This window comes from Methylovulum psychrotolerans (assembly GCF_002923755.1).
Classification (GTDB): domain Bacteria; phylum Pseudomonadota; class Gammaproteobacteria; order Methylococcales; family Methylomonadaceae; genus Methylovulum; species Methylovulum psychrotolerans.
On the sequence record NZ_PGFZ01000010.1, the window covers coordinates 112951 to 135829 of the forward strand.

Annotated in this window: 22 protein-coding genes; 5 read left to right on the top strand and 17 right to left on the bottom strand. The window is 50.9% G+C overall.

Features of this window, described 5'->3' with window-relative positions:
* Positions 1-69: 69 nt before the first annotated feature.
* On the bottom strand, positions 70-1650 hold the full coding sequence (locus tag AADEFJLK_RS18750; protein ID WP_146054665.1) for a TAXI family TRAP transporter solute-binding subunit: 1581 nt from the start codon (positions 1648-1650) through the stop codon (positions 70-72).
* A 136-nt stretch (positions 1651-1786) separates the two neighbouring features.
* Here AADEFJLK_RS18750 and trkA point away from each other — a divergent pair, with 136 nt between their 5' ends.
* Positions 1787-3154: a Trk system potassium transporter TrkA gene (gene trkA, locus AADEFJLK_RS18755; protein WP_103975333.1), complete on the top strand. Its 1368-nt coding sequence runs from the start codon at positions 1787-1789 to the stop codon at positions 3152-3154.
* 24 nt (positions 3155-3178) lie between these two features.
* On the opposite strand, the gene AADEFJLK_RS18760 is transcribed toward trkA, so the two are convergent.
* The 16 genes from AADEFJLK_RS18760 to glgC all read right to left on the bottom strand — a co-directional run bounded on the left by AADEFJLK_RS18760 (position 3179) and on the right by glgC (position 18166).
* The gene (locus AADEFJLK_RS18760; protein WP_088618009.1) at positions 3179-4195 is read right to left on the bottom strand and encodes a phytanoyl-CoA dioxygenase family protein; all 1017 of its coding nucleotides are present in this window, start codon (positions 4193-4195) and stop codon (positions 3179-3181) included.
* Between the two features lie 105 nt (positions 4196-4300).
* Positions 4301-5356, bottom strand: coding sequence for a UDP-glucose 4-epimerase GalE (galE, locus tag AADEFJLK_RS18765; RefSeq protein ID WP_103975334.1), 1056 nt, complete (start codon positions 5354-5356; stop codon positions 4301-4303).
* Positions 5353-6201 carry a CorC family transporter gene (locus AADEFJLK_RS18770; RefSeq protein ID WP_103975335.1) on the bottom strand — a complete coding sequence of 283 codons (849 nt, stop codon included), beginning with the start codon at positions 6199-6201 and terminating at the stop codon, positions 5353-5355. The genes galE and AADEFJLK_RS18770 overlap by 4 nt, the downstream gene beginning before the upstream one ends.
* Positions 6191-6664, bottom strand: a complete 474-nt coding sequence (gene ybeY / locus AADEFJLK_RS18775; protein ID WP_103975336.1) for an rRNA maturation RNase YbeY — start codon at positions 6662-6664, stop codon at positions 6191-6193. Before ybeY ends, AADEFJLK_RS18770 begins: the two co-directional genes overlap by 11 nt.
* Positions 6661-7644: a PhoH family protein gene (locus AADEFJLK_RS18780; RefSeq protein WP_103975337.1), complete on the bottom strand. Its 984-nt coding sequence runs from the start codon at positions 7642-7644 to the stop codon at positions 6661-6663. Before AADEFJLK_RS18780 ends, ybeY begins: the two co-directional genes overlap by 4 nt.
* An 8-nt stretch (positions 7645-7652) precedes the next feature.
* Positions 7653-9008 carry a tRNA (N6-isopentenyl adenosine(37)-C2)-methylthiotransferase MiaB gene (gene miaB, locus AADEFJLK_RS18785; RefSeq protein ID WP_103975338.1) on the bottom strand — a complete coding sequence of 452 codons (1356 nt, stop codon included), beginning with the start codon at positions 9006-9008 and terminating at the stop codon, positions 7653-7655.
* Positions 9009-9245: 237 nt separating this feature from the next.
* Positions 9246-9797 (bottom strand): hypothetical protein, encoded by a 552-nt coding sequence (locus tag AADEFJLK_RS18790; RefSeq protein WP_103975339.1) that lies wholly within the window; start codon positions 9795-9797, stop codon positions 9246-9248.
* Between the two features lie 192 nt (positions 9798-9989).
* Entirely contained in the window at positions 9990-10193 is a 204-nt protein-coding gene (locus tag AADEFJLK_RS18795) for a cold-shock protein (RefSeq protein WP_088618002.1), read from the bottom strand.
* Between the two features lie 188 nt (positions 10194-10381).
* Positions 10382-10798 carry a CBS domain-containing protein gene (locus AADEFJLK_RS18800; protein WP_088618001.1) on the bottom strand — a complete coding sequence of 139 codons (417 nt, stop codon included), beginning with the start codon at positions 10796-10798 and terminating at the stop codon, positions 10382-10384.
* The gene (locus AADEFJLK_RS18805) at positions 10795-11145 is read right to left on the bottom strand and encodes a P-II family nitrogen regulator (RefSeq protein ID WP_088618000.1); all 351 of its coding nucleotides are present in this window, start codon (positions 11143-11145) and stop codon (positions 10795-10797) included. The genes AADEFJLK_RS18800 and AADEFJLK_RS18805 overlap by 4 nt, the downstream gene beginning before the upstream one ends.
* 12 nt (positions 11146-11157) lie before the next feature.
* On the bottom strand, positions 11158-11928 hold the full coding sequence (locus AADEFJLK_RS18810) for a DUF1538 domain-containing protein (protein WP_088617999.1): 771 nt from the start codon (positions 11926-11928) through the stop codon (positions 11158-11160).
* The gene (locus AADEFJLK_RS18815; protein ID WP_103975340.1) at positions 11925-12653 is read right to left on the bottom strand and encodes a DUF1538 domain-containing protein; all 729 of its coding nucleotides are present in this window, start codon (positions 12651-12653) and stop codon (positions 11925-11927) included. Before AADEFJLK_RS18815 ends, AADEFJLK_RS18810 begins: the two co-directional genes overlap by 4 nt.
* Before the next feature lie 63 nt (positions 12654-12716).
* Positions 12717-13457: a carboxy-S-adenosyl-L-methionine synthase CmoA gene (cmoA, locus tag AADEFJLK_RS18820; RefSeq protein WP_103975341.1), complete on the bottom strand. Its 741-nt coding sequence runs from the start codon at positions 13455-13457 to the stop codon at positions 12717-12719.
* A gap of 65 nt (positions 13458-13522) precedes the next feature.
* Entirely contained in the window at positions 13523-15010 is a 1488-nt protein-coding gene (gene malQ, locus AADEFJLK_RS18825; protein WP_249028081.1) for a 4-alpha-glucanotransferase, read from the bottom strand.
* 16 nt (positions 15011-15026) lie between these two features.
* The gene (locus tag AADEFJLK_RS18830; RefSeq protein WP_103975342.1) at positions 15027-16676 is read right to left on the bottom strand and encodes a glycoside hydrolase family 57 protein; all 1650 of its coding nucleotides are present in this window, start codon (positions 16674-16676) and stop codon (positions 15027-15029) included.
* A gap of 209 nt (positions 16677-16885) precedes the next feature.
* Positions 16886-18166, bottom strand: coding sequence for a glucose-1-phosphate adenylyltransferase (gene glgC, locus AADEFJLK_RS18835; protein WP_088617995.1), 1281 nt, complete (start codon positions 18164-18166; stop codon positions 16886-16888).
* A gap of 92 nt (positions 18167-18258) precedes the next feature.
* Between glgC and glgB the strand changes: the two genes are divergently transcribed.
* Genes glgB through AADEFJLK_RS18855 form a run of 4 tightly spaced genes read left to right on the top strand, consistent with a single transcriptional unit; the run spans position 18259 to position 22754 of the window.
* Positions 18259-20433 (top strand): 1,4-alpha-glucan branching protein GlgB, encoded by a 2175-nt coding sequence (glgB, locus tag AADEFJLK_RS18840; RefSeq protein ID WP_088617994.1) that lies wholly within the window; start codon positions 18259-18261, stop codon positions 20431-20433.
* 24 nt (positions 20434-20457) lie between these two features.
* Complete coding sequence (gene glgA / locus AADEFJLK_RS18845; RefSeq protein ID WP_103975343.1) at positions 20458-21897, top strand: glycogen synthase GlgA; 1440 nt, start codon at positions 20458-20460, stop codon at positions 21895-21897.
* A gap of 37 nt (positions 21898-21934) precedes the next feature.
* A complete protein-coding gene (locus tag AADEFJLK_RS18850; RefSeq protein ID WP_088617992.1) occupies positions 21935-22507 on the top strand; it encodes a sigma-70 family RNA polymerase sigma factor in 573 nt (190 codons plus the stop codon).
* A 4-nt stretch (positions 22508-22511) separates the two neighbouring features.
* Complete coding sequence (locus tag AADEFJLK_RS18855) at positions 22512-22754, top strand: zf-HC2 domain-containing protein (RefSeq protein WP_088617991.1); 243 nt, start codon at positions 22512-22514, stop codon at positions 22752-22754.
* Positions 22755-22879: the final 125 nt, after the last annotated feature.

Here is a 22879-nt window from a genome sequence, read left to right on the forward strand (position 1 = left end):
AGCCGCCACAATCGGCAGCAACGGTGCAAAAAAAACCAGCCAGCCGATTACCCTCCGTTGCCTTAGCCTTTATTGCTGCACATTCCGGGTGATTTGCTGCTCAACCTCCGCCAATTTCTGGGTCACTTTGGCGGCAATGTCAGCGTGTTGGCTTTTCCACGCTTTACTCACCACAAAGGTCGCCGGTATCGCCACTGTTTGGATACTATAGGCATCGGGAATGGCTTGGCTGTAATCGCTGGATGACAACGAGGTGGCCTGATAAATCCCGCTGGCCACTAAGGCCGGGTCGTCAATGGCCACTAACTTAAGCGTTTTACGGTTTAATAAGCGGTCTATCGCCGCCGTATGGGGAGCCGCCATATAGAGCAGGCACGCCTTAGTTTGCACCGCCTTATTAATGGCATCGACATAACTGGCGGCATCTTTGACCGTGACTTGCGCATACACGGGATTCAGCGCGACAAATTTATCCCACGTCAGACGCGCCCCCGAAGACTGGGGAATCCATACCGTATGCCCCGCCATATCGGCGATGGTTGAGGTATGGGCATTGACATGACAAGCTAAGTGGGCAGCCTCAAGAAACGGCTTAAACACCACGTCCATCTGTTGGCTATCGGCCTGCGCATCGCCTTGGATAAAGCCCGCATCACATTCCCCCGCCGCCAGTTTCCCTAAAATATCCGGTGTACCTAGGGTAATGACCGGGTTTACGTTGACCCATTCCACCAATTCGGGCAACAGATTGGTCTGCGCCACCTTATAGTAAGGCCCTCCTTCAGAACCGACACAAACATTAAAATCGGCTTGGCCGGATTTTAATGCGGCTTCGGAGACTACGGCGGTAGCAGGTACACCCTGAGGCAACCAACTGGGATTAGGGGGCGTTGTGCCGTAGTGGCGGCGGGCGGCATCTAATTGCGCCAACTGCGCCCGCAACCCGGCATTAGCCATAGCCAAACGCTCCGCTTCCGCCCGCCATTGCCGATAATCCCTATCATCTTGGTGGTGGTAGGCATATTCGCCCGCCGCATTCGGATTATTCAGTAACTTATACAAAAACTGCCCGGAGAGCATCCCGAAAGCGTCACTGCCGCCATTGGCCATCGCAGGGGCTTGGGTTTGGGTCTGCTGGTAACGGCTTCTTGTCCCCCACGCATCAGGCTCCTGGGCAGCTTGTTGGTACAGGCTATTATCCGCGTAACGCCGCCGATATTTTTGTAAATCCGCAACAGGAAAATGTTTGGGTTTTGCCGCCGATGGTGACTGGGATGCACTGCTGGCGGCAGCTGCCGATTGCAGTTTCGGTGCGTTGGCAACGGTTTTTTGCTTAGTTTTCCCACTATACGGTTGCAGCAAGGATGAATTGTAAGGTTTGCCAAATTTTGCCCCCACCGAACTGCTAGTGCTTCTTGATATACCACTATAACTTTTAAACACAGAAGAACTGCTGCTTTTCGGTGCCGAACTAAAATAACCCGGCCTGCTACTGGCACTAAAAGTATAGGATTTTGCCCAAACATAACAGGGGCTTAATAAGGCTATAGCCAACGGAAAAGAAAATAAGATCGGTTTCAGGCGGTGGTTGTCGGTAGTCATGCACATATTGCCGTTATGGGATTTAAAAACACTAGGTGGCTTTATCATCGCTTTCTATTAGTAAAATGGCAACTGTCTAGGGCGAAAAATTCGCTTAAAAACGCGGATTTCTCCCTTTGCCACTTAGCATTGCCGCGCAACAATGCGACAATATCCCCACCTATCGGTAACAAAACGGAATGTTATGAAAATATTAATTTTAGGGGCAGGCAAAACCGGCACATCGGTTGCCGAAGCATTAGCGGGCGAAGATAACGACATTGTTGTGGTCGATGATGATGCCACCCGCCTTGAGGCCTTAAAAGAACGCGTGAATATCAGCACCGTGGTCGGCAATGCCGCCTACCCTCATATCCTAGAACTGGCCGGGGTGCGCGAAACCGATTTGGTTATTGCCGTCACCGACCGGGACGAAACCAATATGCTCGCCTGTACCATTATTAAAACCCTCTACGGTGGCACAAAAACCATCGCGCGGGTACGCGCCATTGATTATATGAAAAACCCCAACCTGTTTGGCGCAGACGGTATCCCGATAGATATTGTCATCAGTCCCGAACAAAGTGTCATGGAATCTATCCGCAATCTCATAGAATTACCGGGGGTGCTGCACATTTCGGATTTTGCCAATGGCTTAGTGCGCCTGTTTTCGGTAAAAGTGGCGGCGGGCGGCTTTTTGACCGGAAAAAAAATCAAAACCCTCAAAGGACGTTTAAGCGAAGGGAAAATCCGTGTTGCGGCGATTTTCCGTAACGGTATCGCCCAACCGACCAACGGCGAATCGGAAATTGCCGCCGATGACGAAGTGTTCTTTTTCGCCCCTAAACTCGAAGTGCGGCGCTTGCTAAAGGACTTAGGCTGCTTGGAAAAACCGCTTAAGCGCATCATCATTGCGGGAGGCGGCCATATCGGCAAACGCTTGGCGCTGGCATTGGAAAAAGACCATTATGTGAAAATTATCGAACTTAATCCGAAACGAGCCCGCAAATTGGCGAATGAGTTGGATAACACCATTGTCTTGCAAGGCGATTGCGGCGACGAAATGCTGTTGCTGGAAGAATCCATTGATAAGACCGACCTGTTTTGTGCCATTACCGATAATGACGGAGAAAATATTATTGCCGCCGCCTTGGCAAAAGCCCATGGCGCCCGCAAAGCCATCTGCATCCTCAACAATCTTTGTTACAACAAATTGCTGCCGGGTACGGGCATAGACCTCGCCGTGCTGCCTTATGTCGAAACCTTAGGGGGTATACTCAAACATGTCCGGCAAGGCGATGTCGCCCAAGTCAGCCTATTACGCAACGGCACCGCCGAAGCCATTGAGGCCATCGCCCACCACAGCCACGGCGAAAACTCTGTGGTAGGGCGCAAGGTGGACACCGTCAAGCTACCCGAAGGCATTATCTTAGGGGCGCTCATCCGTAATAACGAAGCCATAGGCATACATCATGACACGCTGTTTGAAGAAGGCGATCATGTGGTGATGTTTACTTTAGATAAAAGCCATATCCCCAGCATTGAAGAAAAGTTTAAGTCGCTATCGGCATAAGCCGTTAGATTATCCTAAGGCCTGCTAATAGAACCCCGTATCCGTATAACGCAGCAAGCCGTTTTTTGCCAAGCGCTGTTCGCGCTTAGCCATCATGCGCCGCCAAAAAAACTCAAACGCCCGCGCCGTCAACCGTGGGCACGGCGTAAAAAAGGGGTTAAAAGGATTATCCCGCGCCTGCATCCATATCACCATCCGCGTGGCCTGCCCTTGGGCATCACCACGCCTATGGATGCCGTGGACATTACTGATGAGCAGGGTATTGGCAGGAACGCAGAACACCTTCGGCGGCTGGCATTGCATAAAGTCCAAATCGTCGGGGCCGACGCGGAACGAACCGTCCCAATACCGCGCCGCCGCATCCTGCCCCACAGGGCGGCTTGCCAACAGGCTTTGGCGGTATTCCCAGCGCAGCCGCCGCCAGCTCAAACGGTAGGAACCGGGAATGCAGACATGCGGGCCATTCCGGTCATCGACATCATCCATAAAGAACCAGCCTTTTATGCACGGATGAAAGGTATCGATATGCAAGTCTTGTTGGGGGTCGGTAGCCGTTGCGTCAAGGCTATGGAATTTTAAGTTTTCCACATAAAAAAGTGGCAGGCGGTTTTTAGAAGAGCAATAGCGCATTAATTTGCTTAAGGCGATATTGTTAATAAAGCGTTGGCATTGTGGCAAGAGCTTAGCCTTGGCACGGTCGAGAAACAGGCGCTGGGTCAGCGTGTCACCCTCCAGCGTTTCACTGATGGGGCCGTTATAAGCCTTTAGCTCCTGTTTTAAGGCCGCAAAATCCGCTTCAGGCAGAAAGTTAGGCTTTAAAATAAACCCATTGTCCAGAAAGGCTTGGCGGTCTTGCTTAGCCAGCAACGGGCTTAGCAGCATGAGGCGGAACCGGAACAGCAAATGCGCCACCACCAGTCGGGCGACATGCAGGCCGCAACGGTTCAGCCAGTAATTGCCGATAATCGGATTGTTACGGAATGATTTTTCCCAAGAAAACACCAACAGCAGCCAATACGGCAGTTTGAATAGCTTTTTCATAACAATAGCCTAAAGTGACAATGGGTTGGTGTGGGAAGCCTAACCTGATCCGCCCACGCCCCCCAAGCCTGGCATAGGCCGAGGAGCGGTCACGTCTCTTGGCTTTTAAGCTGTGTAGCCCTGCGGATTTTTGCTCTGCCAATTCCAAGTGTCGGCGACCATATCATCAAGATTTTTTTCCGCCCGCCAACCCAGTTCCTGCAACGCCCTGTCGGGATTGGCGAAACACTCGGCCAAATCCCCTGCCCTGCGCCCAACTACCTTATACTTGACCGGACAGCCTGTAACGCGCTCAAAGGCATGGATGATGTCTAAAACACTGTAACCTTGACCCGTGCCGAGGTTATAAGGCCGGCAGCCGCCTTTGGCGAAACTCTCGCCTGCCAGGGCAGTTATCGCCTGAATATGGCCTTTGACCAAATCGACAACATGGATATAGTCACGGATACCCGTGCCGTCAGGGGTGGGATAGTCATCACCGAACACCGACAATTGCGGCAATTTGCCTATCGCCACTTGCGCCACATAAGGCATCAAGTTATTCGGTATGCCATTAGGATCTTCGCCAATCAAACCGCTGGCATGTGCCCCTATCGGGTTAAAATAGCGCAACAAGGCGATTTTCCACGGCATCGGCTCCGCATTAATGGCATCGGCGGCCGCTAAATCCCGCAAAATGTCCTCAACCATCGCTTTCGACCGCCCGTAAGGGTTAATAGGCCCTAGAGGAAAATCTTCGGCATATTGCGGCGACACCGACTCACCGTAAACGGTCGCCGAAGAGCTGAACACCAATTGCTTCACACCCGCCGCCGCCATCACCTCAGTCAGTACCAATGTGCCATAGACATTGTTATGGTAATACAAGGCCGGTTGGGCACAGGACTCACCGACTGATTTTAGGCCCGCAAAATGGATCACCGTGGTAATGATTTCTTGGGCAAAAATGGCCGTTAATGCTGCTTTATCGCGGATGTCCACCTGATAAAACGTCAGGGGCTTACCCGCAAGCTGTTGTGCGCGTACCAACGCTTCGGTTTTGCTATTGGACAGATTATCCACCACCACAATCTCATAACCCGCTTGCAGCAATTCCACACAAGCATGGCTACCGATATAGCCGGCCCCGCCCGTCACCAAAATTTTGCCTTGACCGCTCATTTAGGCTTCCTTATTTTCAGCTTAATCAAATGGACGCGGCGGTTATCGGCCCTAACCACCTCAAAACGCAAGTCGCCCACCACCACGCTCTCGCCTTTTTTGGGCATGTGCTCGAGCTGGCTGACCACAAACCCCCCCACCGTGTCATACTCGTCGGTAGCCAAATGAGTGGCAAAATACTCGTCAAACTCCTCTATCGGAGTCAGTGCCTTAATTAGATACTCATAATCGTTGCGCTTAAAAATGTAGCCATGATCCTCGTGGTCGTCATGTTCATCTTCAATATCGCCGACAATTTGTTCCAAAATATCTTCAATCGTCACCAAGCCGGCCGCTTGGCCGTATTCGTCCACCACAATCGCCATGTGGTTGCCGTTGGTGCGCAATTCTTTCAATAACACATTTAGGCGTTTGCTTTCAGGCACCACACAAGCCGGGCGCATAATCTGCTGCACGGTCATGGATTTATTTTGCAGGACATGGGTCAGCAGATCCTTAGCCAACAACACCCCAACCACCTTGCTACGGTCATCCTCTATCACCGGATAACGGGAATGGCAAAATTCAATGACCAAAGGAAAAATGGCTTCTAGCTCGGCTTCTTGTGGCACAACCACCATTTGGATGCGTGGGGTCATAATATCTCTGACCCGCATTTGCGAAACCTGCAAAACCCCCTCGATCATTGCCAGCGCGTCCGTATCCAGCAACTCATTTTCGCGGGCTTCCCTTAATATTTCCTTGAGATCTTCCAAGTCTTGCGGCTCTCCGCTAAGTAAATGGCCGAGTTTTTCAACCCAGCTTCTCGGCGGAGACTGTCTACTAGGAGGATGGTCATCGCTCATGGTCTGTTACCTGTAAATAAGGATTACGAATAGTCAATTGTTGCAAAAAAACGATTTCTTTATTTTCCATTTCTTCGGCATCCGCCTCGTCGATATGGTCATAACCGAGCAAATGCAAAACGCCGTGGATAATGATATGCGCCCAATGGTCAAGCAATGGCTTGCCTTGTTGCTCAGCTTCCGCTGCCAAAACCGGGGCGCAAACCACCAAATCGCCCAGCAAAGCCGATTCGAAACCGTCAATGTCAGGGGCTTCGAAGGGGAAGCTAAGAATATTGGTAGGGCCTTGCTTGGCGCGGTAATAGCTGTTCAGTTCAGCACTTTCTTCAATGCCGACAATACGCACGACAATTTCAGTATCTTCGTTAAGGGCAGCTAAAGCCGTATCGACCCAGCGTTGCAGGCTGGCATCGTCAGGCTGGCCATCAGATGCAAATACCCGCTGGACATCAATCCAGTTCATAAGGGGAGTGTTTTAGATTTTTTATCGTAAGCTTCATAAGCGGTGACAATACGCTGCACTAAAGGATGCCTGATAACGTCGCGGTTATTGAAAAAGGTAAAGCTAATGCCTTCTACATCTTGTAAAACCTCCAGTACATGCCGCAGGCCGGACATTTTTTCCGAAGGCAAATCGACTTGGGTAATGTCGCCCGTCACTACCGCCGTCGAGCCGAAGCCGATACGGGTCAAAAACATTTTGATTTGCTCGACGGTGGTATTCTGCGCCTCGTCCAAAATGATAAACGCATCATTAAGGGTACGCCCACGCATAAAGGCCAGCGGAGCCACTTCAATAATGCCCCGGTCGATCATTTTCTCGACCCGCTCGTTGCCAAGCATATCATAGAGGGCATCATAAAGGGGGCGTAAGTAAGGGTCAATTTTTTGTGCCATATCACCCGGCAAAAAGCCCAATTTTTCGCCCGCTTCAACCGCCGGACGCACTAAAATGATTTTTCTGACCCGCTCATTCTGCAAAGCCTCAATGGCACATGCCACCGCTAAAAAAGTCTTGCCCGTACCCGCAGGGCCTATGCCAAAGTTAATGTCATGGCTGACAATTTTGCGTAAATAGTCTTGCTGGTTTGCCCCACGGCCTTTAATCATGCCGCATTTGGTCTTAATGGCGACATTAGCCGGCTGGGGTTGCTCTTGCGCCTCTTCTTCGAGCATTGCGTCTATGGAAGAGTCCTGCATGGCAAGGTGGATCATTTCCGCCGTCAAGCACTCCGTTTCGGTGCTGGCAAACAACTTTTCCATAATGGCGCAAGCGGCTTTCACAGAGCGGTCTAAGCCAGTCACTTTAAATTGGTTACCACGGTTAGCGATTTCGACTTGCAGACGGGCTTCAATTTGCCGTAAATGGGCATCAAGCTGACCACAAAAATTGGATAACCTGCCGTTATCGGCAGGCAGCAGGGCGATTTCCTGTGAGATCATAAGATTAATTAAACAGTGGCGGCAATTTTAGTGACCGACGATTCCACCAAACGCCCGCGTAGGGAATTAGGTAAAGCTTCGGCAATCAACACGTCAACAAATTGGCCTGCTAGGCGGGGGTGGGCGATAAAATTGACCACGCGGTTATTTTCCGTACGGCCTTGCATTTGCAACGGGTTCTTTTTGGATTGGCCTTCGACCAGCACCGTCTGCACCGTCCCAATCATGCGGTTGGCAATCGCCGTCGCCATGGCATTAATGCGGTTTTGGAACTGCTCCAAACGCTGTTTTTTTACCGCCATCGGCACATCATCAGGCAAGTCAGCGGCAGGCGTACCGGGCCGGGCGCTATAAATGAAGCTGAACGACAGATCAAAGCCCACTTCTTCAATAAACGCCATGGTTTCGGCAAATTCCGCATCGGTTTCGCCAGGAAAACCAATGATGAAATCCGAAGACAAGCATATATCAGGGCGCACTTGGCGCAATTTACGGATAGTTTCGATGTACTCGGCACGGGTATGCCCGCGTTTCATCTTTTTTAAAATAGAATCGCTGCCGCTTTGCACAGGCAAATGCAAATGGTTGACCAATTGCGGAATTTCCGCGAACGCCTTAATCAGATTATCGGTAAATTCGACCGGATGCGACGTTGTGAAGCGGATGCGCTCAATACCGTCAATCGCCGCGACATAATGCAGCAATAAGGCAAAATCGGCGATATCGCCGTCATCCATCAGCCCGCGATAGGCATTGACGTTCTGCCCTAACAAATTGACTTCACGCACGCCTTGCTTGGCTAAAGAGGTGATTTCGGCCAGCACATCATCCAGCGGGCGGCTGATCTCTTCGCCGCGCGTATAAGGCACGACACAGAACGTACAATATTTGCTGCACCCTTCCATCACTGACACAAACGCTTTTGGGCCTTCGGCACGCGGTTCCGGCAAGGCATCAAACTTTTCAATTTCGGGAAAAGAAATATCGACCACAGGCAAGTGCTTATTGCGCACTTGGTCGAGCAATTGCGGCAAACGGTGCAAGGTTTGCGGGCCGAACACCATATCGACAAACGGGGCGCGTTTTTGGATGTCAGCGCCTTCTTGGCTAGCGACACAACCGCCGACCCCAATCACTACATCAGGGCGTTTTTCCTTAATCATCCGCCATTTGCCTAACGCAGAAAAAACTTTCTCTTGGGCTTTTTCGCGTATGGAACAGGTGTTCAGCAGCAAAACATCCGCTTGGGCGGGGTCGTCGATCAATTCAAAACCGTGCGAAGCATGGAGGACATCCCGCATTTTGTCGGAATCGTACTCATTCATCTGGCAGCCGTTTGTTTGAATATACAGTTTTTGGGTCATATTTTTAGGGTAAACATCTGAAAATCACTAAGGCCGGACACAAGCTTAGCGCTGTTGGGCCATAGGGTATTTGTAAGCATAATACAATGACGAATCCATTAAGATTCTTTTAGGTGGGCATTATAACCTGAACAGGCTATGAACAGGCAAAACTGTATTGACAAAACGACGCAACCTTTACCTGTGTATAAGGGCAACTGGGCAGTAACGGCAAAACCAAGGGCAGCAGGCAAGCGCCTAGCCTTGACCTTCCTCAAAAATCTCCGGCAAGGGCGGCGCCAGCCGTTGCTCAACGGTACAGACAGCACGGTTTAAAATGCCCAGATTTTTTTCTTCGCCGATCTGGATACCCATCACATAAAAAATAGGCATCCAAAACGGATTAATAAGGATACCGCCCAACACGCTTTTCCAAGTGCGCCGGACATTTTTCAGTATGTTATAAGAATCGACCAAGGGCGGCATCTGATGCTCGGCAAATACGGCCGCTATTGGCCGCAACCGCAGCTTATCGCGGCGCTCAAGCTGAGCCATCGCCTCGGCCAGCTTACGTTCCATATTGTGATAATTCTTACGCGCACAACCGGAAGACACCGCAAACACCAAGGCGACCGAGGGCAGCAGCACGGTCGGCGGCATGAGCGGTGCGAACGTGGACGACAGTATCACCACGCCCAAGCCTAACATTAGAATATCTTCACCGCGTTCGACATCCTTATCCAGCGCCTTAACAATGGCGGCGACCGGATCAGCAGACGGTTCTTGCAAATACTGTTTGGACTTGGGCATAACGGCATTCTCCTTAGAACATATTCTATTGATATATCCATATTATAGAAAAATGTCAAGACCCATCATGGGTTTTTAAAACATACCCTTAAATCCGCGCCGAACCCTGTGGGACTGGGCCGCTAAACAGCGGCCATAAAAAAAGCTTTTGTGAACACCACAAAAGCTTTTTTAAGGTTATGTAAGCGCGGGTTACTTAGTGCTTACATTGGTGGCGGTCAAACCTTTAGGGCCTGATTCAATATCGAAAGTGACTTTTTGGCCTTCTGCCAACGTCTTAAAACCTTCGCCTTGAATCACCGAATGATGCACGAACACATCTTCGCCGCCTTCGCTAGGGGCGATAAAACCAAAGCCTTTAGTGTTGTTAAACCATTTTACGGTGCCTGTTGTCATTAGAAAACTCCTGAGATTAAAACTTATGGTTAGAACAGATCGACAACATTGATAACCGGATAAGCATTAAAAGAGACTTCTACTGGCTCAACATTTTGACTCTGTGAGTGCGAATTGTACTGATATTTTTTGCCCGATGCTATTTCTCAACACAGAAACGCGTAAATTTGTGAACCAGTCGGCAATTTTTAGCGTTGCTCGGATAACAGATATAGCCCGTCCAACACCAACGAATTGGGGCTGACCATACCAATCACCTCACGGTTGGCAATGACCGGCGCACGCACCAAATTATAGTCGGCGAACAAGCGCGAACAATAGCGGATATCCATGTCGGGATGCACGGAAATGACCGGTTTGCTCATAATTTCATAAACATTGACCCGCTCCGGGGCGCGGTCTTTCGCCAACACATGGCGGGCAATATCGCCGGAATTAATCAGCCCATATTCATCATCATCATGGCGCTTATTGACGATCAGCACCGAGGTCTTTAATGCCTTCATGGTGCGTAAAGCCTCGGCGACCGTGGCAATGCCGTCAATCGTGCCAAATTCGGTTTTCATCACATCTTTGACACGAATGACCACAGGTTTAGTTATCATAATTTGTCCTCAATTTCCCGGGTTAAGGTTTCCATCTGGCGGGTCACGCCGATGGCATCTTCGACATCAATCTGAAAGGCAATGCCAGTACCCGGCTTGTTGTCAAATTCGGCGACACTGGCGATTTTTTCCAAAATATGGCGGCTCAGATGCTCTTCAACCAGCATCAGCAAGACATCGCGCTGGGCCTCCAAATTCAGGCCAAAAAAGGTTTTGGACTGCTTCATGCCCTCACCCCGCGCATTGTTAATGACCGTCGCGCCTTTCGCGCCATACTCACGCGCCGTCGCCAACACCAGATCGGTTTTGTCATCATCAACAAAAGCGATAATTAATTTAAAGTGCATAACTGATAGACCTCAAGGTTTCGGGTGCGGCTTGCCTAGCGTCTGCGCTAACTGGGCGTAAGCCAATACGGCAATGATAGGGAACAGACTGGCAAAGGCGATCAGGCCAAAACCGTCCACTAAAGGGTTGCGTCCGGGTACGGTGGTGGCCAGCCCCAAGCCTAAAGCCGTCACCAACGGCACCGTCACAGTCGAAGTGGTCACACCACCCGAATCATAAGCCAAAGCAATAATCATTTTCGGTGCAAACATTGTTTGAATAATAACCACCACATAGCCGACCACAATATAAAAATACAGCTCCGTGCCGGTGACGATTCGGAAGGTGCCTAAGGCAATGCCGACCGCCACCCCAATGGACACGGCAATACGCAAACCCCAGGCGCGGATCGCCCCGCCGGAAATTTGCTCGGCTTTCATGGCGACCGCCAACAAAGACGGCTCCGCCAAGGTGGTGGCAAAGCCAATACAGGCGGCGAACACATACACCCAACTGTAGGTCAGCCAAGTGCGCGGCCCGGTTGCGGCGATGCCTAAGAATTCTGGCGAGGTCAGTTGTGTCGCCATCAGCTTGCCGAGCGGAAATAAAGCCATGTCCAAGCCCTCCAGAAAACAGGCGATGCCCAGCACCACATAAAAAAAGCCGATAGCGATTTTACGCGGGTTTGCCAAGGGTTTACGGATCACCAACAACTGAAAGCCGATAATAATCGCGGCAATCGGCAAAATATCGCGGCCAGTCGCCAACAGCATATCGGCAAAATGCCAGAGCCATGCACTCATCGTAACATCCCGTAAGCCATCACAAAAATCATCGGGGTCAAGGACGCGAAGGCAATCAGGCCAAAGCCGTCAATCATCGGATTGCGGCCTTTAATGGCGGTCGCCAAGCCTACCCCCAACGCGGCGACCAGCGGCACAGTGATCGTGGAAGTCGTCACACCGCCGGAATCGTAGGCGATGCCGATAATATCAGCGGGGGCAAACGGCGTAACCGCCGTCACCACACAATAGCCGCCGATAATCAGATAATGCAACGGCCAGCCGCGAAGAATGCGCAACACGCCGACTAAAATAGCCACCCCTACCGATAAGGCCACCGTCAGGCGCAAACCTAAAGCATAGCTTTTACGCGCCGCGTCAGAATCGGCGATAATATGGCCTTGGGCGGCGATCCGCGCCGCCTCGTCGCTGATAGCGATCAAGGCCGGCTCCGCCACGGTCGTGCCGAACCCCAAGCAAAAAGCAAAAACCAGCAACCAAAACACGCTGCCCTTACGCGCAAAAGCATAAGCCATAGACTCCCCTAAGGGGAACAAGCTTTGCTCCAAGCCTTGGACGAATAAGGCCAAGCCAAATACGACCAACACCATCCCTTCAAGCAAATGGGCGACATCGGGAATCGGCTGGCGGATAACGGCAACTTGGAAAACCAACACCACCGCCAAAATCGGCAGCAAATCCAAACAACTGCTGAATAATTGCCTAATGAAGCGGTTTTTTAACATAGCCCTGCCCTTTATCCTTAAAACGTCTAATTGCCGCCATAAACCCTATTAACGGCGGTGTATCTACCTCTTAACCGCCATCATACAAACAAAGTTGAACCATTGGAAATAAGTATCCCGATGGGCAAAGCCGGCACGCTCCAATAGCGCCATATTTTCATCAAGGCGGTACGGAATCAGCACATTTTCCAAAGCCTCACGCTTGCGCTGGTTTTCGGTATCGCTATAGCCGCTTTGGGAGGTTTTAAAATGCAAATAATGGTCAATATAGACTCGGTTCAGCAACGGGTCTTGCGCGAGTATTTTCTCGGACAGCAACAACAGCCCACCCGGCCTGAGGGCTTGGTAAACGGTATTTAACAGCCCTTGCCTGTCAATAGGCCGGACAAACTGCAATGCCCAGTTCAAAATCACCACATTGCAGGGCGGCAAGTCGGTAAGGTCAGCTAAATCCGCCAAGCGCAAAGACACCTGCCCTTTAGCGGCTTGCGCCGCCAACTTTACCTGCGCCTTAGCCAGCATCGGGGCGGAATTGTCCAAACCGATAAACAGGGCTTGGCTTGGGCAACGCGGATGGGCGGTCAAATGCGCCAGTGTCGTACCCGTCGAACACCCCAAATCACAGACCACCCCCGCCTCATCGGGCAGAAAGTCCATAATCAAATCGGCTTGGATACGTTGTATTTCGTTATAAAACGGCACACTCCGCGCCACCATATCATCGAACACCCCCGCGACCCGCTCATCAAAAGCAAAATCCTCGACGCGGGTGATCTGTTTAAAAAGTTTATCTTGATAGGTCATAGCAAATAGGCAATAAAGGCGGCACAAACACTGCCGGACAAATCTGGGGGCGACTTTCCCTATCCTTAATTGCGGTTAAACAACTCCACCAAATGCGCCAAGCGTGAAGCGCGTTCGGGCGATAACTGTTCCCAAGCGAAACGCCATTGCCAATTGCCGACGATGGTGCCGGGGGTGTTCATCCGGTGTTCAGTGCCCAATTCCAAAATATCTTGCATAGGGATAATCGCCAAGTTAGCGACCGAAGCCAAGGCGGCTTGGATCAACGCACAATGCAAGGTTGCCAAGGGGTTGCCCAAATATTCGTAAACATACTTCCTTTCATCAACATTTAACTGCTCCGCCCAACCTAAGGTCGTGTCGTTATCATGCGTACCTGTATACACCACACAATTTTTTTCATAATTATTCGGTAAATACGGGTTATCCGAGCCGCCGCCAAAGGCGAACTGTAAAATTTTCATGCCCGGCAACTGAAATTCGTCGCGCAAGGCAGTGACTTCATCGGTGATAATGCCCAAATCTTCGGCGACCAGCGGAATGGCCCCCAGTTCCGCCTTAATGGCGTTCAATAAGGCCTTGCCCGGCGCTTTGACCCATTCGCCCTGCTTCGCAGTCGGCTCAGAAGCGGGGATTTCCCACGCCGCTTCCAAACCCCTGAAATGGTCGATGCGTAAAATATCAAACTGCTCCAATTGGGTCTGCATCCGCTCTACCCACCAGTTAAAGCCGGTTTTTTTCAAGAACGTCCAGTTATAATGCGGATTGCCCCAGCGCTGGCCGTTTTCGGAAAAATAATCCGGCGGCACACCCGCCACCACCGACATCTCCCCATTATCGTCGAGCTTAAAGACATCGCGGTTAGCCCAGACATCGGCACTGTCATAAGAGACAAAGATAGGAATATCGCCGAACAGCAACACGCCCTTGGCGTTGGCATAGTTTTTTAATGCCATCCATTGGCGGAAAAATACATACTGCTCAAATTTTATGCAGTCAATCGTATGGCCTAAGCGGATCCGCACCTCTTTCAGGGCTTTGCTGTCGCGCTCTTTAAAATAATCCGGCCATTGGTTCCAGCATTGTTGGTTAAATTCCGTCCTTAAAGCCAAAAATAACGCGAAATCGTCCAACCAAAAGGCTTTGTCCTGACAAAACGCGGTAAAACCGTCCTTATCTTGCGGTGTGCCGCGCTCCATAAAACCGTTAAAGGCTTTCGTAACCAGACAGTTTTTGTTAAATTTATGGGTTCCCTGACACTCTTCGCAACGCTCGGACAAATCCAGCCAGCCTTGCCTGACCAGCCAATCGATATTAATTAGGTCGGGGTTGCCGGCATGGGCGGACAAACACTGGTAAGGCGACCCGTCGGCATGGGTCATCCCCAACGGCAGGGTTTGCCAGACGGTAATGCCGGCCTTATGGAGGAAATCGACAAAATAGTAGGCATCCTGACCCAAATCACCTTGGCGGCCTGCACCAGGCAAGGAGGTGATATGCAATAAGATGCCTGCACGGCGTTTGTTTAAGATATCGTTTTCTATAGCTTTCAATGTGGCGGGTCTCAAGTTAAAGTTCAACGCCTGGACGCATCGCTCCACCCATGGCTGGCGCACCGGAGCCTTGAGTGAATGACAGTGCCAGATAAGAAGGGGGTTGTTCGCCCAACAAACGGTATAAGTTAGCCAGATTCAAGCGAAAGTGTTTTTCAAAGTTACTGACGGCTTCGCCGGGATTATAATCGCCAAACCACCAAAACCAATCCGAGCCTTCGCAGACGGCGAGCTGGATTTCCGCCGCCTTAAGCTGCTTGGGGGACAGGCACTTACCTGCCACCGCTTGGTCAAAGGCGGCTTTGGCTTCGCCCAACATGTCCCAGCCGCGATTTTTATCGCTATCGCCTATCCACGTCGAAAACGTACCATATACCCAACTGCCCGCCACCAATTTTGCCAAGGGCTTAACAACCGCCTTAGCCTTTAGGCATTCGGAAAAAGTGGCAAGTTCAATAGCAGGGTGTTGGCTCAGGTTTTTATATAAGGCGCTGAGAAAATGATAGCCGTTTTCGGGAAAATATTCCCACGCATTTTCACCGTCCATAATCACCGACACCACAGCATCGGCAGGTTGGGTGGCGGCGATGGTTTCCAAATGGCGGATAAAATCGGCGACTGCGTCATCGGCGTGCCATTTTGAATATTGGAAACCAATAAGATCGGATAAGCCGTCATCACGGAAAAAACAGGCAATGGCCGTTTTTTTTAATTTAAACGGATAATGGATGCAGGCAGGCACGGTATTTTCCGGCAAATGCAGGCTATTACGCAAGACGCTACCGCCGCTGGCCGTCCACTCGAAGCCAAAGTCGCCCAACACTTTTAAGGTTTGGGCGCTAATGCCGCCCTCGGAGGGCCAACAACCTTTCGGCTTAAAGCCAAAAAAACGTTTGAAAACTTGTACACCTTTCTCAAGATGATAAGCGACCCGCTCTTCACCGCCCGGATAGGCGGCCAACTCCGGCATCAGGGCATTAGGCATAGCCTCTTGGGTAGTCTGCAAATCCAGCAACAACGGCATGATCGGGTGCGCATAAGGTGTCACCGACAATTCCAACTGGCCTTTTTTCACCAAGACTTTATAACGGCAAATGACATTGGCAAGCAAATCGCCAATAATTTCGACAATCTCTATCCGGTCATGCAAGGAATAGCCCGTACCCTTTTCAATCAGGCTTTTGACGCGGCTGTCGCTCAACTTAACCGTTTCACCCATCCAAGCCAAATGGTACCAAACCAAAAAATCGCTCAAAAACTGGGAGTTGACATACATCAACGCATCATAATGCAGCTCAAGCCATTCCGCCATTTCCGCCAATTTTTTATACGCCGGATAGCGATCGATTTGCCGTTCCCGATTGGCACGCAAACAGTCCCTAATCAATTTCAAACGCGCTTCTGAATTGGCCGGAATGCTGACATCGACCAGCGCCGCCAATAAGGGGTCGGTCATGGTCACCCGGTCATGCAAATAACTATTGACTTGCTTGGCGTATTCCTCAATCTGCTCCAACAGGATCGGCGCGAAATTGACCACCGCCTTCGCAGTAGGCACGGCTTCCAAATGCGCGACCATATCTACATAATCTTTAATGACATGCAGATAAGTCCATGGCAACTTAAATTCCCCTGTTTGCAAATCCCGATATTCAGGCTGGTGCATGTGCCAGCATAATACTAATTTCACAAAGCGTATCCTATTAAGTTAAGGGTAAATGCCGCACCTATCAGATTTTATGGCAATACATAATTTAAGCCAAGCTAACCACGCTTAGGCAGACGGGAGAGACCGCATACCCAAGGCAAAACACCCCACAACAGGACTTTTTGCCGAGGTTATCCTGCCCATGCTTAAATGAATGCCGGACACGCCTATCTGACATAATGCAGGCGTTGCCCCAACATATCCGGCGTCACCAACACCACACCGCCCGCACTGACATGGAAGCGTTTTTCATCGGCTTCGCGGTCTTCACCGATAATCGTACCCTCCGGCACTTGGCAGCCCCTTTCAATAATGGCTTTGGTGATGCGGCAATGGCGGGCGATGTTGACTTCCGGCAACACGATGGTGTCTTGTAAGGTGGTATAGGAATTTACCCGCACGTTAGTAAATAATAAGGAGTGCCGGACGGTGGCGCCGGACACCACACAACCGCCTGACACCATAGAATCGACGGCTTGGCCACGGCGGTCATCGTCATCAAAAACGAATTTCGCAGGCGGCGTTTGCGCCTGATAAGTCCAGATCGGCCAAGTGTTGTCGTATAAGTTCAAGTTAGGGTTAACGCCAATCAGTTCCATATTGGCCGCCCAATAGGCATCAATCGTACCGACATCGCGCCAGTAACTCTGTTCGCCGCTTTGTAAGTCTAAGAACGGATAAGCATTGACGATGTATTTGTCAATCACTGATGGGATAATGTCCTTGCCAAAATCATGGGACGAGCCACGGGTGTCGGCATCTTTGAGCAATTGCTCAAACAGGAAGCTGGCATTGAAAATATAAATGCCCATCGACGCCAACGCGGTGTCGGTACGCCCCGGCATGACCGGCGGATGTTCGGGCTTTTCGACAAAAGCGCGTACCCGGCGGTTAGTGTCGACATCCATCACCCCGAAAGCCGTGGCATCTTCCAAGGACACTTCGATGCAACCGATGGTCAGGTCGGCGTTCTTTTCCACATGGTCGACCAGCATCGCGCCGTAATCCATTTTGTAAATATGGTCGCCGGCCAATACTAAAATATATTCGGGCTTGCGGGTTCTAAGGATGTCGATATTCTGGAAAATGGCATCCGCCGTGCCTTTATACCAAGAATCTTCATCATGGCGCTGTTGGGCGGGCATCAGGTCGACATATTCGCCAAATTCGCCGCGTAAAAACCCCCAGCCTTGTTGGATATGCCTAATCAGCGAATCGGCCTTGTATTGGGTCAGGACACCGATTTTACGGATACCGGAATTGACGCAATTGGACAACGGAAAATCCACGATGCGGAACTTGCCGCCAAAGGGTACGGCAGGCTTGGCACGCCAATCCGTCATATTCATTAACCTTGACCCACGCCCACCCGCTAAAATCAAGGCAATCGTATTTCGGGTTAAATGCTGGATGTTCAGGTCATGCTTTTTGGGGGTCGGTGCCGACATTTTTCATCTCCGAGTGGAATAGATTCACAAGAATTGTTTTATTTTGGTAACATTTGCGCAACCATTATTCTACTAAATCGAGGCAAAGCAAAGTGAAAAAGCAATCAACCAGTACGCTTGACGCTGATTCGTTAAAAATCATAGCCGCCAAACATCATGACCCCTTTTCCGTATTGGGCCGCCATACCGTTAATAACCAAACAATTATAAAAGCTTACTTGCCTTACGCGGAAACGGTCAGCTTTAAAGACAACGGCGCGGGCCTGACCCGAATCAGCGGCACAGACTTCTTTGTCTACACCGACACCGACCAAGTTCTGCCCGTCCACTATTGCCTATCTTGGGTGGACAAAGACGGCGATAGCCATGAAATGTACGACCCTTATACTTTTGCCCCGCAATTGCCTGCGTTTGACCAACACCTATTTGCCGAAGGCAAGCACTGGCACATTTATCAAAAATTGGGCGGCCACTTGCGCACCATTGACGGTATCGACGGTGTGCTGTTTGCCGTTTGGGCGCCCAATGCCGGACGCATTAGCGTCGTCGGCGACTTTAACCGCTGGGATGGCCGTTGTAATCCGATGCGCAGCTTAGGCGGTAGCGGCATCTGGGAAATTTTCATCCCTGGCCTGACCGTGGGCTGTTTGTACAAATTTGAAATCCTCAATGCCAAAACCCACCAATTATTATTAAAAACCGACCCTTACGCGCAACAGTTTGAGTTCCGCCCCAGCACCTCGTCGATTATCGTTGACGAAACCGAATTTGCTTGGCAAGACCAGCAATGGCTGGCCGACCGCGCCGCTTACGACTGGCTGCACGAACCTATCGCCATTTACGAAGTGCATCTGGGGTCTTGGCAACGCGACGAACAAGGCAACTTCCTCAACTATCGGGTGCTGGCGGAACAACTGATCGGCTATGTACAAAAAATGGGCTTTACCCATATCGAACTGCTGCCCATCACCGAACATCCCCTGGATGCCTCATGGGGCTATCAAACCACGGGGTATTTCGCCCCGACCAGCCGCCACGGCACACCCGATGATTTCCGTTATTTTATCGACCAATGCCACCAACACGGCATTGGGGTTATCCTCGACTGGGTACCTGCGCATTTCCCTAAAGATGCGTTTGCCTTGGCGCGTTTTGACGGCAGCGCCTTATACGAACACGAAGACCCACGCAAAGGCGAACACCGCGATTGGGGCACATTAATCTACAATTACGGGCGCAATGAAGTCAGAAACTTCCTGCTGGCCAGCGCCATGTTCTGGCTAGAAGAATTCCATCTGGACGGCTTACGCGTCGACGCGGTCGCCTCCATGCTGTACTTGGATTATTCGCGCAAGCATAACGACTGGATACCCAACAAATACGGCGGCAACGAAAACCTGGAAGCGATTGACTTTATCAGGGAACTGAATGCGGTGATGCACGAACAGCACCCCGGTGCGGTGGTCATGGCCGAAGAATCGACCGCTTGGCCGCAAGTTACCCGCCCGACTTGGACAGGCGGCTTAGGTTTCTCGATGAAATGGAATATGGGCTGGATGCACGATACCTTGGCCTATATGAGCTTGGATCCTATCCACCGGATGCACCACCATGACCAACTGACCTTCGGCCTGCTGTATGCGTTTACCGAGAACTTCGCCCTGCCCTTCTCCCATGACGAAGTGGTGCATGGCAAAGGTTCGTTGTTAAACAAAATGCCCGGCGACGAATGGCAACGCTTTGCCAACCTGCGCCTGCTGTATACCCTGATGTACACCTATCCCGGCAAAAAGTTGCTGTTTATGGGCTGTGAATTTGCTCAAGGCACCGAATGGAGCTTCAATAAAACCCTGGATTGGTATGTCTTAGAATACCCCTACCACCAAGGCATTCAGACTTTAGTTAAAGATCTGAACAACCTGTATAAAAACCAACCGGCACTCTACAAGCACGATTTTGATTATTTGGGTTTTGAGTGGATCGATTGCCATGATGTCCAACAATCCATCATCAGTTTCCGGCGTAAAGATGGCGACGACGAATTGTGCGTCGTTTTAAATTTCACACCCGTTACCCGCCACGATTACCGGATTGGCGTACCGAAAGAAGGCGTTTATACGGAAATCTTCAATTCCGATTCGACTTATTATGCGGGTACGAACGCCGGCAATGGCGCGGTGACCTCGGAACCGAAACCATGGATGAATTTGCCGCATTCGATCAACTTAACCTTACCCCCCTTAGGAGGCGTGATCTTAAAGCTGTAAGCCGATCACCTAAAGGAAGCCATAATGAAAAAAATATTATTTGTTACCAGTGAAGCACATCCTTTGATTAAAACCGGAGGTCTTGCCGATGTGTCTGGTAGCTTACCTAAAGCCTTGGCGGAACTGGCGCAAGACGTGCGCATTATCATGCCAAACTATCAGGCACTTAAGCTCACCGGCGATGTCCACAACATCTTTTCGTTACGCGTCGATAACCGCCAGATCAATATATTGGCAACCCAATTGCCGGATAGCACTATTCCGGTCTGGTTGGTTGATTGTCCTGAGTTTTACAATTACCCAGGCAACCCTTACACCGACGAAAACGGCAACCCGTGGCCGAATAACGCCGAACGCTTCGCGCTGTTTTGCCGGATTGCGGTAATCTGCGCCTTGGATAAAATCGGCCAAAATTGGTGGCCTGATATTGTCCATTGCAACGACTGGCAAAGCGGCTTGGTACCCGCGCTGTTATCGCTGGAAAAACACCGCCCGGCTACGGTGTTTACCATTCACAACCTGGCCTACCAAGGGCTGTTTTCCGCCAGCCGCATGGTCACGCTGAACATCCCAGGACAATTGTGGAACCCCGAAGGCTTGGAGTTCCACAACATGCTGTCCTTTATCAAAGGCGGCCTAGCGTTTGCCGATTGCATCACCACCGTCAGCCCCACTTACGCCCAAGAAATCCAAACCGCCGCCTTCGGTTACGGCTTGGAAGGCTTATTGCGCTACCGCAAAGAGGCCTTGGTCGGCATTATTAACGGCATTGACACCCAGCAATGGAATGCCGAAACCGACGGCTATATCCCGCAACGCTACAATGCCGACACCCTGCAAGATAAAGTCCATAACAAAACCGCCCTGCAACAGCGTGTTGGCCTGCCCATTAACGGCCAAGTGCCGTTATTCGGCCTGATTAGCCGCTTGGTCGAACAAAAAGGCATCGATATGGTGCTGGATTGTCTGCCGGAAATGCTTACTATGCCCATGCAGTTTGTGTTGCTGGGCAGTGGCGATAAAACCTTTGAACAGCGTTTACAGGCTCTGGCAGCCGCCAACCCGGATAAAATCGCCGTCACCTTAGGCTATGATGAAGGCTTGGCACATCTGATTGAAGCGGGAGCCGATATATTCCTTATGCCGTCACGGTTTGAGCCCTGCGGCTTGAACCAGATGTACAGCCAACGCTACGGCACTATCCCGCTGGTCAGAAAAACCGGCGGCTTGGCGGATACTGTCATAGACACCTCTGCGGCAAGCCTTGCCGACGGCACCGCCAGCGGCCTTGTCTTTAACGAAGCGAATGCAGGGGCGTTACTGGAAGCCATCAAACGGTCGCTACTGCTCTACCATCTGCCCGAACAATGGCGGCAAATGCAGGTCAACGCCATGGGCAAAGACTTTACCTGGCGGCACAGTGCCGAAGAGTATCTGCAAGTGTATGCCAAATTGCAGCCTTAATAGCAAACTAAACTAACAACAGGCTTAACGGACAGTTATGCAAGCAACCAGCGACCCGGCCAAATGGCTTGACGAATACGGCGACGCACTCTACCGTTATGCCCTGTTACAGCTACGTTCGGAGCCCTTAGCCGAAGATATGGTACAGGAAACGCTGCTGGCGGCTTGGCAGTCGTTTGCCCAATTCAATGGGCAATCTTCTGTCAAAACCTGGCTAATCGGTATTCTGAAACATAAAATCATCGACCATTTCCGCAAATACCGCCACGAACGCGACAGCGAATCGCTGGACAATTTCGACGATGATGACGCTTTGTTAGCACATTCTTTCGATGCCGACGGCCATTGGAAAATTCCGCTGATTAACTGGGGCACACCCGATAAAGCCCTCACCGACGAGCAGTTCTGGCAGGTGTTTTACCGTTGTCTGGCGCGTTTGCCGCAAGACATGGCGGATTTATTTATTTTACGCACCGTAGACGGCTTATCCAGTGAAGAATGCTGTAAGCTTTTGGCAATAGCCACGACTAACCAATTGTGTGTCGCGTTATCGCGCACCCGCCTGAAACTCAGGCAATGCCTGGAAGCCCAATGGTTCGACCGAGGATAAGATGATGCCTAGCTGCAAACAAATGACCCAACTGCTCTCCGACAGCCTAGAAACCCGCCTGCCTTGGCCAAAACGCTCGGCCATGCGCCTGCATTTGCTCATTTGCGCCACCTGCCGCCGCTACCGCCGCCATTTGTTGTTCATGCAAAAAATCATCACCGACCATAACCCCCGGCTCACGGCCTTATCCGACACGGCCAAACAGCGCATTAAAGACAATTTGGCGCAGTTGAAAGATAAGCCATAGTCAAAATACCTCCGGCAGAGCCGGAGGCTTGTAAATGTGAACCGCTCAAAGCGGGTTAAAATGTGTGCCACCTAAAGGGTGGCAGTCTTCTAAAATAGGCTCAGTTGCTCAATTCGCTTGTCTTC